The 12698-nt window shown below is 68.4% G+C and carries 15 protein-coding genes; 7 read left to right on the top strand and 8 right to left on the bottom strand.

Going from position 1 to position 12698, the window contains the following annotated elements; all coding sequences use genetic code 11:
- Positions 1-144: 144 nt before the first annotated feature.
- Complete coding sequence (locus ABZ195_RS03010; protein WP_355214698.1) at positions 145-1479, top strand: DUF349 domain-containing protein; 1335 nt, start codon at positions 145-147, stop codon at positions 1477-1479.
- Here the strand turns inward: ABZ195_RS03010 and ABZ195_RS03005 are convergent.
- Positions 1476-2096 carry a hypothetical protein gene (locus tag ABZ195_RS03005; RefSeq protein ID WP_355214697.1) on the bottom strand — a complete coding sequence of 207 codons (621 nt, stop codon included), beginning with the start codon at positions 2094-2096 and terminating at the stop codon, positions 1476-1478. The genes ABZ195_RS03010 and ABZ195_RS03005 overlap by 4 nt on opposite strands.
- On the bottom strand, positions 2093-3643 hold the full coding sequence (gene miaB / locus ABZ195_RS03000; protein ID WP_355214695.1) for a tRNA (N6-isopentenyl adenosine(37)-C2)-methylthiotransferase MiaB: 1551 nt from the start codon (positions 3641-3643) through the stop codon (positions 2093-2095). Before miaB ends, ABZ195_RS03005 begins: the two co-directional genes overlap by 4 nt.
- 171 nt (positions 3644-3814) lie before the next feature.
- Here miaB and ABZ195_RS02995 point away from each other — a divergent pair, with 171 nt between their 5' ends.
- Genes ABZ195_RS02995 through ABZ195_RS02980 form a run of 4 tightly spaced genes read left to right on the top strand, consistent with a single transcriptional unit; the run spans position 3815 to position 6992 of the window.
- The gene (locus ABZ195_RS02995; RefSeq protein WP_355214945.1) at positions 3815-4543 is read left to right on the top strand and encodes an amino acid ABC transporter ATP-binding protein; all 729 of its coding nucleotides are present in this window, start codon (positions 3815-3817) and stop codon (positions 4541-4543) included.
- 24 nt (positions 4544-4567) lie between these two features.
- Positions 4568-5398 (top strand): glutamate ABC transporter substrate-binding protein, encoded by an 831-nt coding sequence (locus tag ABZ195_RS02990; RefSeq protein ID WP_355214693.1) that lies wholly within the window; start codon positions 4568-4570, stop codon positions 5396-5398.
- A gap of 29 nt (positions 5399-5427) precedes the next feature.
- Positions 5428-6108, top strand: a complete 681-nt coding sequence (locus ABZ195_RS02985; RefSeq protein ID WP_355214691.1) for an amino acid ABC transporter permease — start codon at positions 5428-5430, stop codon at positions 6106-6108.
- The gene (locus ABZ195_RS02980) at positions 6105-6992 is read left to right on the top strand and encodes an amino acid ABC transporter permease (protein WP_355214689.1); all 888 of its coding nucleotides are present in this window, start codon (positions 6105-6107) and stop codon (positions 6990-6992) included. Before ABZ195_RS02985 ends, ABZ195_RS02980 begins: the two co-directional genes overlap by 4 nt.
- Positions 6993-7018: 26 nt before the next feature.
- Here ABZ195_RS02980 and recX read toward each other — a convergent pair whose 3' ends face one another.
- From recX to ABZ195_RS02960, 4 genes are all read right to left on the bottom strand, one after another.
- Complete coding sequence (gene recX, locus ABZ195_RS02975; protein ID WP_355214687.1) at positions 7019-7573, bottom strand: recombination regulator RecX; 555 nt, start codon at positions 7571-7573, stop codon at positions 7019-7021.
- Positions 7539-8591: a recombinase RecA gene (recA, locus tag ABZ195_RS02970; RefSeq protein WP_355214685.1), complete on the bottom strand. Its 1053-nt coding sequence runs from the start codon at positions 8589-8591 to the stop codon at positions 7539-7541. The genes recX and recA overlap by 35 nt, the downstream gene beginning before the upstream one ends.
- A gap of 156 nt (positions 8592-8747) precedes the next feature.
- Positions 8748-8942 (bottom strand): DUF3046 domain-containing protein, encoded by a 195-nt coding sequence (locus ABZ195_RS02965; RefSeq protein WP_355214684.1) that lies wholly within the window; start codon positions 8940-8942, stop codon positions 8748-8750.
- A 10-nt stretch (positions 8943-8952) separates the two neighbouring features.
- Positions 8953-10125: a glycosyl transferase gene (locus ABZ195_RS02960; protein ID WP_355214682.1), complete on the bottom strand. Its 1173-nt coding sequence runs from the start codon at positions 10123-10125 to the stop codon at positions 8953-8955.
- A 41-nt stretch (positions 10126-10166) separates the two neighbouring features.
- Here ABZ195_RS02960 and ABZ195_RS02955 point away from each other — a divergent pair, with 41 nt between their 5' ends.
- Both ABZ195_RS02955 and ABZ195_RS02950 read left to right on the top strand, forming a co-directional pair.
- On the top strand, positions 10167-10607 hold the full coding sequence (locus tag ABZ195_RS02955; protein ID WP_355214680.1) for a limonene-1,2-epoxide hydrolase family protein: 441 nt from the start codon (positions 10167-10169) through the stop codon (positions 10605-10607).
- Positions 10604-11020, top strand: a complete 417-nt coding sequence (locus ABZ195_RS02950; RefSeq protein ID WP_355214678.1) for a DUF5313 domain-containing protein — start codon at positions 10604-10606, stop codon at positions 11018-11020. Before ABZ195_RS02955 ends, ABZ195_RS02950 begins: the two co-directional genes overlap by 4 nt.
- A 4-nt stretch (positions 11021-11024) precedes the next feature.
- Here the strand turns inward: ABZ195_RS02950 and ABZ195_RS02945 are convergent, their stop codons facing one another.
- Together ABZ195_RS02945 and pspA are read right to left on the bottom strand one after the other, a co-directional pair.
- Positions 11025-11846, bottom strand: coding sequence for a hypothetical protein (locus ABZ195_RS02945; protein ID WP_355214676.1), 822 nt, complete (start codon positions 11844-11846; stop codon positions 11025-11027).
- A gap of 20 nt (positions 11847-11866) precedes the next feature.
- Positions 11867-12679: a phage shock protein PspA gene (pspA, locus tag ABZ195_RS02940; RefSeq protein ID WP_355214674.1), complete on the bottom strand. Its 813-nt coding sequence runs from the start codon at positions 12677-12679 to the stop codon at positions 11867-11869.
- Between the last annotated feature and the right edge of the window lie 19 nt (positions 12680-12698).

The following is a 12698-nucleotide window of genomic DNA, read 5'->3' as shown; positions in this document are numbered from 1 at the left end:
TCGAGGGCAACTGCTCGTGCAAAGCCGTGGGCGCACCCCGGCCCAACCTGTTTGAATGTCACGAGCAAGCCATCAGGAGCACAGGCGCCGCGTTGCGCGGCAGGAGCGTGGGTCACCCACGCGGAGGGCACGAGGTTCGAGAACATGACGACGAGCGAATCCAGCGACGCACCAAAGCCCACACCCCGGCCCGTGCCCCGGCCAGGACCTGCGCGCCCGGCGCCGCGACCAGGCGCCGCCCCGGCGGCGGTGGTGGCGCCGCCGTCCGGCGATCCGCACCGCTTCGGCCGCGTGGACGACGACGGCACGGTGTGGCTGGTGACCGCCGACGGCGAGCGCGTCGTGGGTTCGTGGCAGGCCGGCGAGCACGAAGCCGCCTACGCCCACTTCGGCCGGCGCTACGACGACCTGGCCACCGAGGTGGCGCTGATGGAGCGCCGACTGGCCTCGGGCACCGGCGACGCCCGCAAGATCAAGGCAGCCGCCGCCACACTGGCCGAGACGCTGCCGACGGCGTCGGTGCTCGGTGACGTCGACGCCCTGGCCGCTCGCCTCGACGCCATCGTCGAGCAGGCCGATTCCCATGCCGCCGAGGAACGTCAGAAGCGCGACGAGCACCGGGCGGCGCAGACCGCGCGCAAGGAGGCGCTGGCCGCCGAGGCCGAGGACATCGCAGTCAACGCCACCCAGTGGAAGGCCGCGGGTGACCGGCTGCGCGAGATCCTCGACGAGTGGCGCACGGTGACGGGCCTGGACCGCAAGACCGACGACGCGCTGTGGAAGCGCTACTCGGCGGCGCGCGAGACGTTCAACCGCCGCCGCGGCTCCCACTTCGCCGAGCTGGACCGCGAACGCGTGGGCACCCGCCAGGCCAAGGAGGCGCTGTGCGAGCGCGCCGAGAAGCTCGCCGACTCGACCGACTGGGGCGCCACGGCGGCGACGTTCCGCGACATGCTGACGGAGTGGAAGGCGGCCGGCCGCGCCGCCAAGGACGTCGACGACGCCCTGTGGAAGCGGTTCAAGGCCGCCCAGGACAAGTTCTTCAAGGCACGCAACGCCGTCAACGCTGAGCGGGACGCGGAGTTCGAGGCGAACGCCACGCTGAAGGAGGCGCTGCTCGCCGAGGCCGAGGCCATCGACCTGTCCAACCCGGAGGCCGCCCGGACGGCGCTGCGTACCGTGGGCGCCAAGTGGGACGCCGTCGGCAAGGTTCCCCGCGAGAAGGCGCCGGAGTTCGAGCGCCGAATGAAGGCCGTCGAGAAGAAGATCCGCGACACGACGTCATCCGGTGGTGGCACCGACCCGGAGGCACAGGCCAGGGCCGATCAGTTCCGGCTGCGCGCCGAACAGTTCGAGCAGCAGGCCGTCAAGGCCGAGGCCGCCGGTCGCACGAAGGACGCCGAGCAGGCCAGGGCCAGCGCGACGCAGTGGCGAGAGTGGGCCGAGGCCGCCGTGGCCGCGCTGAGCAAGAAGCGCTAACCGGCGCCCGGCTCGGGCCCCGGCGCCGAGGGGCCCCGCTTCTCGGGCGGTCCTTGGCCGAGGTCCAGGATCGTCGTCCGCTGGCGTTCGGCGGCCAAGCGGCGCCGTTCCTCCTCGGCGGCGAGGTGGACCGCCGTGCGCGACCAGACCACCCGTGCCCAGTGGAACGACAGCAGGATGACCGCGATCCACGCGACGATCAGACCGATGCCCGGGCCGGGATGCGGCTCGGCGACCGTCTGCCGCGACCAGACCGCCAGCATCCCGATCGGGCATGCCACGGCAGACCCCGCCAGCGCGATCCAGGCCAGGCCCCAGCGGCGGGTCAGCAGCGCCAGGATCGAGAACCCGACGCTGAACACCAGGATCAGCCAGGTGAACACGCGTGAAGGCAGGGCGATGGCCTCGCGTAGGGCGGCGTCGGAACCGACCAGGACGTCGAGCCCCCGGGCGCTGCCGGTGTGGGGCAACACGAACGAGAGCAGGATGACGAAGACCAGGACGGCGACCACCAAAGCCCGTGCGCCCGGGTCGATTTCACGGGCCACCCGGCGTTCGGCCTCTTCGATGTCGCCCTTGAACTCGTCGAAGTTCGGCTGACGCTCCTCGCGGCTCATCGGCTGCACCCGGCCGTGACGGGTTGCGCCGGCGGCATGCCGATGCGCGGCAGCCCGAGACCGACGGCCTTCGTGCCGCCCGTGGTGACCTGACGGCCGGCCTCGTGGGCGTCACCGGCTCTGGTGCGGCGGTGCTCGAGGAGGACGGCGTCGGCGATGAGGTGGTGCGGTGCGGCGCTGGTCACCGTGGTGGTGACGACGTCACCCGGACGGACGTCGCGCCCGCCGGGGGCGAAGTGCACCAGCCGGCCGTCGCGGGCCCGGCCGGACATCCGGGCGGTGGCGACGTCCTTGCGTCCCTCCCCGGTGGCGACGAGGAGTTCGACTCGCGTACCGATCTGGGCGGCGTTCTCCTCGAGCGAGATTCGCTCCTGAAGTTCGATCAGGCGCATGTATCTCTCTTGCACGACGGCCTTTGGTAGTTGGTCGGGGAGGTCGGCGGCGGGGGTTCCCGGCCGCTTGGAGTACTGGAAGGTGAACGCACTGGCGAAGCGGGCCCGCTCCACCACCTCGAGGGTGGCGGCGAAGTCGTCCTCGGTCTCGCCCGGGAATCCCACGATCAGGTCGGTCGTGATGGCCGCGTGCGGGATGGCCGCGCGCACTCGGTCGATGATGCCGAGGTACCGCTCGGCGCGGTAGGACCGCCGCATCGCCCGCAGGATGCGGTCCGAACCGGACTGCAGCGGCATGTGCAGCGTGGGGCACACGTTCGGAGTGTCGGCCATCGCCTCGATCACGTCGTCGGTGAACTCGGCCGGGTGCGGCGAGGTGAAGCGCACGCGCTCCAGACCCTCGATGCGGCCGCAGGCGCGCAGCAGCTTCGCAAAGGCGCCGCGATCGGCCGGCTGGTCCCGCCAGGTCGTCGGGTCCTCGCGCAGGCGCTCGTCAGTGGCGAACGACACGCCGTAGGCGTTGACGTTCTGCCCCAGCAGCGTCACCTCCACGACACCCTGGTCGACCAGGGACTGCACCTCGGCGAGGATGTCACCGGGTCGCCGGTCGGTCTCCTTGCCACGGAGGGACGGCACGATGCAGAACGTGCAGGTGTTGTTGCACCCGACAGAGATGGAAACCCAAGCCGCGTAGGAGGATTCACGCGAGGCCGGCAGCGTGGAGGGGAACTCCTGCAGCGACTCGACGATCTCGACCTGCGCCTCCCGGTTGTGCCGGGCCCGGTCGAGCAATGCCGGCAGCGACCCGATGTTGTGGGTGCCGAAGACGACGTCGACCCACGGCGCCCGGACGAGCACCGCGTCTCGATCCTTCTGCGCCAGGCAGCCACCGACGGCGATCTGCATGTCCGGGTTGGCCTCCTTGCGGGGCACCAGGTGGCTGATGTTGCCGTACAGCTTGTTGTCGGCGTTCTCCCGGACCGCACAGGTGTTGAACACCACGACGTCGGCGTCGGCGCCGTCGGGTGCGCGCTGGTAACCGGCCTGCTCGAGAAGGCCGGAAAGGCGCTCGGAGTCGTGCACGTTCATCTGGCAGCCGTAGGTGCGCACCTGGAAGGTGCGCGCGGACGCACCGTTGGCCACCGTCGAAGTCACCCCCCGATCCTACGGCGGGCCCAGCTGCAACCAAACTTGCCGGACGTGGCGCCGGACCTCCGGGTTCGTCCAGAGCCCTGCCAGCTGATCGTTACCTGGGTAAGGTCTGTGCGCATGCAGACCGACAGGTCGGAGGCCGACGCACTCGAGCCGACTCCGACGACCGCGCCGATGATCTCAATCAAGGGCGTCAACAAGCATTTCGGGAGTCTTCACGTCCTCAAGGACATCGACCTCGAGGTGGATCGCGGCCAGGTCGTGGTGGTGCTGGGACCGTCGGGCTCGGGCAAGTCGACGTTGTGCCGCACCATCAATCGGCTCGAACCGGTCGACTCGGGCACCATCGAGATCGACGGCGAGAAGTTGCCCGAGGAAGGCCGCAAACTCGCTCAGCTGCGCTCCGACGTCGGCATGGTGTTCCAGTCCTTCAACCTGTTCGCGCACAAGACGATTCTGCAAAACGTGACCCTCGCCCCGATGAAGGTCCGCAAGTCCTCCAAGGACGAGGCACACGCGGCGGCGATGGCGTTGTTGGAGCGCGTCGGGATCGCCAACCAGGCCGACAAGTACCCCGCCCAGCTCTCGGGTGGTCAGCAGCAACGCGTGGCGATCGCCCGCTCGCTGGCCATGCACCCCAAGGTCATGTTGTTCGACGAACCCACCAGCGCGCTGGACCCCGAGATGATCAACGAGGTGCTGGCCGTGATGACCTCCCTCGCCGAGGACGGCATGACCATGGTGGTGGTGACCCACGAGATGGGCTTCGCCCGCCGCGCGTCCAACCGGATCGTGTTCATGGCCGACGGCGCCATCGTCGAAGACGCCGAACCTCAGGAATTCTTCTCCAACCCCAAATCCGAACGCGCCAGGGACTTCCTCGGCAAGATCCTCAACCACTGAACGCTCGGCGAAAGGAATACTGCTGTGCCCTCACGCAAGCCGTCTCTTCGATTCAGGGTGGTCGCCGCCCTGGCGCTCGCCGTCGCACTGCCACTGTCGGTCACCGCGTGCGGTGGCGGGGGCTCCGGCGGTGACGACGGCAAGATCGTCATCGGCACCAAGTTCGACCAGCCCGGCCTCGGGCTGAAGAACCCCGACGGGACGATGAGCGGGTTCGACGTCGACGTCGCGACCTACGTCGCGGGCCAGCTCGGCTTCACCCCCGACAAGATCGAATGGAAGGAATCCCCTTCCGCGCAGCGCGAGACACTGATCCAGAACGACCAGGTCAAGTTCATCGCGGCGACCTACTCGATCACCGACGCCCGCAAGGAGAAGGTGTCCTTCGCCGGCCCGTATCTGGTCACCGGGCAGAGCCTGCTGGTCAAGGCCGACAACACCGACATCACCGGACCCGATTCGCTGCAGAACAACAAGAAGCTGTGCTCGGTGTCGGGGTCCACACCTGCCCAGCGCATCAAGGACAAGTACCCGGGCGTGCAGTTGCAGCAGTACGACACCTACTCCGCCTGCATCGAGGCGCTCAAGAACGGCGCGATCGACGCGGTCACCACCGACGAGGTCATCCTGGCCGGTTACGCCGCCCAAAGCCCCGGCACGTTCAAGATCGTCGGGCAGCCGTTCTCCGAGGAGAACTACGGCATCGGCCTCAAGAAGGACGACACCGACCTCCAAACCAAGATCAGCGACGCGATCACCAAGATGGAGAAGGACGGCGACTGGGCCAAGGCGTTCGAGAAGAACCTCGGCCCGGCTGGCATCGCGACGCCTGCGCCGCCGGCCCTGGCCAAGTGATTCGCCGGCCCTGACGCAGCGGAGAAAACGTGGAGATCTTCTCCGAATATCAAGCTCAGATCTTCGAGGCGTTCTGGACCACCATCCAGTTGACGGTGTTCTCCGCCGTCGGAGCGTTGATCCTCGGCACGGTGCTGGCCGCGATGCGGCTGGCACCGGTGCCGATGCTCAACTGGGTGGGCACCACCTACGTCAACGTCATCCGCAACACCCCGTTGACGCTGATCATCCTGTTCTGCTCGTTCGGACTGGCCCAGACGTTGGGCATCACCCTGGTCGACTCACAATCCAGGACCTCGATCGAGGACAGCAACTTCCGCCTGGCCGTCCTGGGCCTGACCGTCTACACCGCGGCGTTCGTCTGTGAGACGGTGCGCGCCGGGGTGAACACCGTCCCGCTCGGGCAGGCCGAGGCAGCCCGCTCACTCGGGTTCACCTTCGGTCAAAACCTGCGGATGGTGATGCTGCCGCAAGCCTTTCGCGCGGTCGTCATCCCCCTGGGTTCGGTGCTGATCGCGCTGACCAAGAACACCACGATCGCCTCGGCCATCGGCGTCGCCGAAGCGGCGTTGCTGATGAAGGAGATGATCGAGAACACGGCCGCCCTTGCCACCATCGGCGCCATCTTCGCGTTGGGCTTCGTGATCCTGACTTTGCCGCTGGGCTTGTTGTTCGGCTGGCTGGGCCGACGGTTGGCGGTAGCACGATGAGCGGCGCATCGGTCCTCTTCGACGCCCCGGGTCCCCGTGCCCGGGTGCGCAACCGGGTCATCAGCGCCGTCACGGTGGTACTCGTGGCGGCCGTGGCGTGGGTGGTCTACTCCCGACTCGAGGCCAAGGGCCAGCTGACGGCCGCTAAGTGGGAACCATTCCTGACCGGCAACCTCTGGAAGACCTACGTGCTGCCCGGCGTGCAGGGCACGCTGACGGCGGCCGCGGTGTCGATCGTGCTCGCACTACTGCTGGGCTTCGCGCTGGGCATCGGGCGCCTGTCCCACCGCGACGCGATACGCCGCCCATGCGCGGTGATCGTCGAATTCTTCCGTGCCGTACCTGTGCTGATCATGATGATCTTCGCGTACTTCCTCTACGCCACCTACGACGTCTTCCCGTCGAAGTACCTGGCACTCGCCGGCGTCATCACGGGTTTGACGCTCTACAACGGCGCAGTGATCGCCGAGATCGTCCGCGCCGGCGTCAACGCCCTGCCCCGCGGTCAATCCGAGGCCGCCGAAGCCCTGGGCCTGCGGTGGGGTCAGGTCATGCGGTCGATTCTGCTGCCCCAAGCCGTCACCTCGATGCTCCCGGTCCTGGTGTCCCAAATGGTGGTGGTGCTCAAGGACACCGCCATCGGCTACCAGATCACGTTCCTGGAGATGGTCCGCCAAGGCACCCAGGTGGGTTCCGCCTACGGCAACTACGTTCCGGCGTTGATCGTCATCGCCGTCCTCATGATTTGTGTGAACTTCAGCCTCGGCGCCTTCGCGACGTGGCTGGAAGGCCGACTACGCCGTTCCAAGCGCGGACCCGAACCCCTGCACGCCGCCCCGGTCACCCAGGGCACCTTCGGGGCGGGTGCCGGCGGGACGATCTAGGTGTACTGCCCAGGCAACGCCGACGGCTAGACCCGGCGACGTTCCCGTTCGCTGGCCAACGCGACCTTCACGACGTCGAAGGCCATAGACTGGGCGTATCCCTTGCGGGCCAACATCCCGACCAGCCGACGCGTGACCTTCACGTCGTCACCGTCGTCGTCGAGGCGCTCGCGTCGCAACTTGTCGGCGACGAGTTGCTCGGCACGAACCCTCTCGGCGTCGGAGTCGACGTCGGCCAGCGCATCGGCGATCACGTCGTCATCGACGCCCTTGGTGCGCAATTCGGCAGCCAAGGCGCGCTTGCCCTTTCCGGCGTGGACGTGTCGCGACCGGACCCACTGCTCGGCGAAGTCCTGGTCGTCGACGAGCCCGACCGTCGCCAGTCTGTCGAGCACCCGTTCACCGACGTCGTCGGGAAATCCCCGCTTGGTCAGTCGCTCGGCGAGCTCGGCCCGGGTGCGGGCCCGCACGGTGAGCAGACGCAGGCACAGGTTGCGTGCCTGCTCCTCGCGTTCGCGGGGATCCTGCGTCTGCTCCTCGTCGGACTCAGAAGTCGACTGGGGCGGGAAGGGCTTCGACATTGCTGGCGTCGTCGGTCAGCACGGCACCAATGCCGAGCTTCTCCTTGATCTTCTTCTCGATCTCGGCGGCCACTTCGGGATTCTGGAGCAGGAAGTTGCGCGCGTTCTCCTTGCCCTGCCCCAGTTGCTCACCCTCGTAGGTGAACCAGGAACCGGACTTGCGCACGAATCCGTGCTCGACGCCCATGTCGATGAGCGAGCCCTCCTTGGAGATGCCCTTGCCGTAGAGGATGTCGAACTCGGCCTGCTTGAACGGTGGCGCCATCTTGTTCTTGACGATCTTGCAGCGGGTACGGTTGCCGACCGCGTCGGTGCCGTCCTTGAGCGTCTCGATGCGGCGGACGTCCAACCGAATGGAGGCGTAGAACTTCAACGCCTTTCCACCGGTGGTGGTTTCGGGCGAGCCGAACATGACGCCGATCTTCTCGCGCAGCTGGTTGATGAAGATCGCCGTGGTGTTCGAATTGCTCAGGGCACCGGTGATCTTGCGGAGCGCCTGGCTCATCAGCCGGGCCTGCAGACCGACGTGGCTGTCGCCCATCTCGCCCTCGATCTCGGCGCGGGGCACCAAGGCGGCCACGGAGTCGATGACCAGGATGTCCAGCGCGCCGGACCGGATCAGCATGTCGGCGATCTCGAGGGCCTGCTCACCGGTGTCCGGCTGCGAGACCAGCAGTGAATCGGTGTCCACGCCAAGCCTCTTGGCGTATTCCGGGTCCAGCGCGTGCTCCGCGTCGATGAACGCCGCGATGCCGCCGGCGGCCTGGGCGTTGGCCACCGCATGCAGCGCGACGGTGGTCTTGCCCGAGGATTCCGGACCGTAGATCTCGACGACGCGGCCGCGGGGCAACCCGCCGATGCCGAGTGCCACGTCCAAGGCAATCGACCCCGTCGGGATGACCGAGATCGGCTGACGCACCTCCTCGCCGAGTCGCATCACCGACCCCTTGCCGTGACTCTTCTCGATCTGAGCGAGGGCCAGCTCGAGGGCCTTCTCGCGATCTGGGGCTTGTGGCATGGTGCTCTCCGTCCTGGTGAGTTCTCGATCGGTTCCGATCGGTTGGCCGTGACGCTAGAGGAGGCCACCGACAAGATGTCCGTCGAACAGAGCCCACAGTAGACGAACACGTGTTCGATTCAAGAGGACACGCCGGTGACGTTGCGAGCTAGCGGTTCACCACTGGTCGCGGGGCACGTCGAAGTCGGCGCACAGCGCCCGCCAGACCTCGCGCGGGTCGACGCCCTCCTCGATGGCCTGAAGGGCGGTTCGACCGCCGATGCCGCTGAGGACGTGGTCGACGAGCAGTGAGGCGCCGCGCACTCGGCCAAACTGTCCGTCGACCAACTCGTGGAATTCCGTCAGCCGCACGCCCACCAACTTACCGAGAGGACACCAGCGCGTCGTGGCACACCCGTACCGGATCGGCGACGGAGTCGACGCTTCCGCCGGCCCGCCGGGCCCGTTCGCGATATCCGGGTGAGGTCAGCACCTCGTCGACGGCGGCGGTCAACGCACCGGCGGTCAGCGGTCGGACGAGTCGGCCAAAGCCTTGGCGCGCAACGCGATTGGAGATCTCCCACTGGTCTCCCCCGCCCGGTACCACGACCATCGGCACGCCGGCCAGCAGCGCCTTGGCCACCAGACCGTGCCCACCGCCGCAGACGACCACGTCCGCCCGGGAGAGCAGCTCGTCCTGACGGCCGAGTCCCACGACGGCCCATGGCGGCACCGCGGCCCCCTCGCCCCCGAGGCGCGAGACGACCACCCGTGCGCCGGTGGGCACCGTGCGCCCCGGCGTCAACGCCTCCAGTGCCAGTTCGGCGAGACCCTGCGTGCCGGTCACCGCCGTCGACGGAGCGACCACGATCACGGGCCCGGCGCCCTTGGGAATCTCGAGGACCGTCGACGTGGGTTCGAAGTGCAGGGGCCCGACGACGACGGCCTCGGCGGGCCAATCCGGGCGCGGCACCTCGAGTGCGGGCAGGGTGGCGATCAGGCGGCGCACCGGGCCGGGATCCGAGGCCGGCAGACCGATCTCGACGCGGGCGGCGCTGCGTTGCCGCTGCCCCGCGCGCCACGACCGCGCGGTCAGCGCCCGCATCACCGTGTCGCGCAGGTGTCCTCGCACGCCCACCCCCGGCGCCAGCCCCGAGCCCAGCGGCGGAAGGCCCGTCGACGGTCGGTACAGCGGGTGCGGATTGAGCTCCACCCACGGCAGGCCCAGCATCTCGGCGGCCATCCCGCCACAGGAGGTGATGACGTCGGACACCACCAGGTCGAGGTCGAGGTCGGCGAGCCCGCGCTCGTTGGCCACCGCCATGCGCGCCGCCCGCCGGTGCAGCTTGGCACCGGAGTCGGTGTCGTCGTCACCGTCGACGGGGTCCAGCCCGGCCAACGGCATGGCCCGCAGACCATGGTCTCTGGCCAGGTCCAGCCACGGGGCTCCGGTCAGCAGTATCGGCTCGTCCCCCGCGGCCAGGAACTTCAGGCACAGCGCCATGGCGGGGAAGGCGTGTCCCGGGTCGGGTCCGGCCACCACCGCCACGCGCATCGCCCTACCCTGCCACAGTGCTCGCCAACTACCCTTAGTCCATGACCGACCAGAATTCAGTCGTCGCGAGCACCACCAACGCCCACACCGTCGAGGCGTTCCTGTTCGCGCTGAGGGACGAGGACTTCGACGGGGCCGACGCACTGCTCGCCGACGACCTGGTCTACGAGAACGTCGGGCTGCCGACCATCCGTGGTCGTGCCCGCGCGATGAAGCTGTTTCGTGCCATGCAGGGCCGCGCGCGCTTCGACGTCGTGTTCCACCGCAACGTCGGCGAGGGCTCGACGGTCCTCAACGAACGCACCGACGCGCTCATCCTCGGCCCGTTGCGCCTGCAGTTCTGGGTGTGTGGCGTCTTCGAGGTTCACGACGGACGAATCACGCTGTGGCGGGACTACTTCGACACCCTCGACATGGTCAAGGCGACGGTGCGCGGTATCGCCGGAGTCGCGGTACCCGCCCTGCGCCCCCGGTTCCGGTGACCTCGCCGGCCGGGCGCAGCACGCCCAATCTCCTGCAGTACGTCGGCTACTGCTACGGAAGGCGCCTGCCGACGTCGATGCGCCAGTGGGTGGCCGACGACCTCGCCGGCCCCGGTGCCACGCGACGCATGATGGTCCGCATGATCGTCCCGGCGGTGTTGATACTGACGCCGTTCTGGATCGTTCCGATGTCGTTGTACCTGCATCTGTCGACGACGTTGCCGATCCTGATTCCGTTCGTCTTCTTCTCGCACGCGCTCAACAAGGTGTGGCGTCGCCACATGCTGCGCAAGCACGGACTGGACACCAGCCTGGTGGACTATCGAAACCGCCAGCGCGACGCCCACATTCACGACGCGTACGCCGAGAAGTACGGTCCCCGCTCGGGCCCGCCGAGCAGCAGCGCCGTCTGAGCCCTCAGGCGCCGCGCCGGTGCCCGAGTTCGTCGAAGGCCTGCGCCCAACCCGCGAGCCGGTCCGTCGCGTTGCCCAGTTCGTGACGCTGCCGCTGCGCAGACATCGCCGAGTTGGACATCGACCCGGAGCTGGCAGCCGACACCAATTGGGCTGCGGCCTCGACCATTTCGTCGTATTGCCGCACGCCGCCGTCGAGTTGGGCCGCGAACGCCCGGATCGTCGGGGTCAGGTGAACGCGAGACTGGGGTGCGGCATTGGCCGCCTTCTCCATCGACACCACCTCGTTGGCCGTCGCCATCATGGCCGCCGAGGTCTGGTTGGCGACGGCCGCGATCTCGGACAGTTCGTCGGCCGGGAGCATGTGACCCCGCTCCATCACCCCGAGGAGCGAGAACAGCCCCCGCTCAGCCGAATTCAGTGCCGCGATCGGCTGGCGGGCCGCAGAGCCCCACGGCGGCAACCGGCGCACCCGTCGTTCCGCAGGTAACGGGGACCGCTTGAGCCACCGATACCGCAGCACGGCCAGGGTGGCGAGGAAGGCGGCGCCGACGGCGATGGAGGCCGGGATCGGGAGCACCCAGGCGGGGATGACGTCCCAGGACGCGAGCACACAGGTCACGGCGATCCACAGCCCCGTCGAGAAGGCGAGGAACACCGCCGCGCGAAGCGCCCACTTACGCTTGCGCAGCAGCTTGGCTCGCGGGTCGGCGGCGAGGCCGAGTCGCTGCGCCACGACGTCGGACAACTCCGCCGCGGTGTCGACGCCCCGCTGGGCCAGCGTGCGCCACCCGTCGACCCGTCCGGTTCGAGGTTCCGCTGCCATGGCCCACCTACCTTCGAGAACTATTGCGAGAGCGGATTTTCCGGCGTGGCCGCCGGCGGATTGGTCGCAGGCGTCGCGGGTGCCGAGGTGCCGTCACCGGCGGGCAGCGCATCGCCACGCATGGACGCGCGAATCTGCTCCAGGCGAGAGTGTCCGGCCATCTGCACGCTGGCCTGCTGGACCTCCATCATGCGACCCTGCACGGAGTTCTGGGCCAGCTCCGCCGACCCCATGGCGTTGGCGTAACGGCGTTCGATCTTGTCGCGCACCTGATCGAGGCTGGGAGTGTTGCCCGGCGCGGCGATCTCGCTCATCGACTGCAGCGAGGCGCTGACCTGTTCCTGCATCTTGGCCTGCTCGAGCTGGCTGAGCAGCTTGCTGCGCTCGGCGATCTTCTGCTGCAGCACCATGGCGTTCTGCTCGACGGCCTTCTTGGCCTGGCCGGCTGCCTGCAACGCCTGGTCGTGCAGCGTCTTGAGGTCCTCGACGCTCTGCTCGGCGGTGACGAGCTGGGCGGCGAACGCCTCGGCGGCATTGTTGTACTCGGTAGCCTTGGCGGCGTCACCCGACGTCGCGGCCTGATCGGCGAGCGTCAGCGCCTGGCGCACGTTGACCTGGAGCTTCTCGATGTCGGCCAACTGGCGGTTGAGACGCATCTCCAGCTGACGCTGGTTGCCGATCACCGACGCCGCCTGCTGGGTGAGGCCCTGGTGCTGGCGCTGCGCGTCCTCGATGGCCTGCTGGATCTGCACCTTGGGGTCGGCGTACTCGTCGACCTTGGAGCTGAACAGCGCCATGAGGTACTTCCACGCCTTGCTGAACGGGTTGGCCATCAGTGCGTTCCGCCTTCGT

This window comes from Mycobacterium sp. NPDC006124, assembly GCF_040614235.1.
Taxonomy (GTDB): Bacteria; Actinomycetota; Actinomycetes; order Mycobacteriales; family Mycobacteriaceae; genus Mycobacterium.
This window is presented reverse-complemented; position numbering and strand designations above follow the sequence as displayed.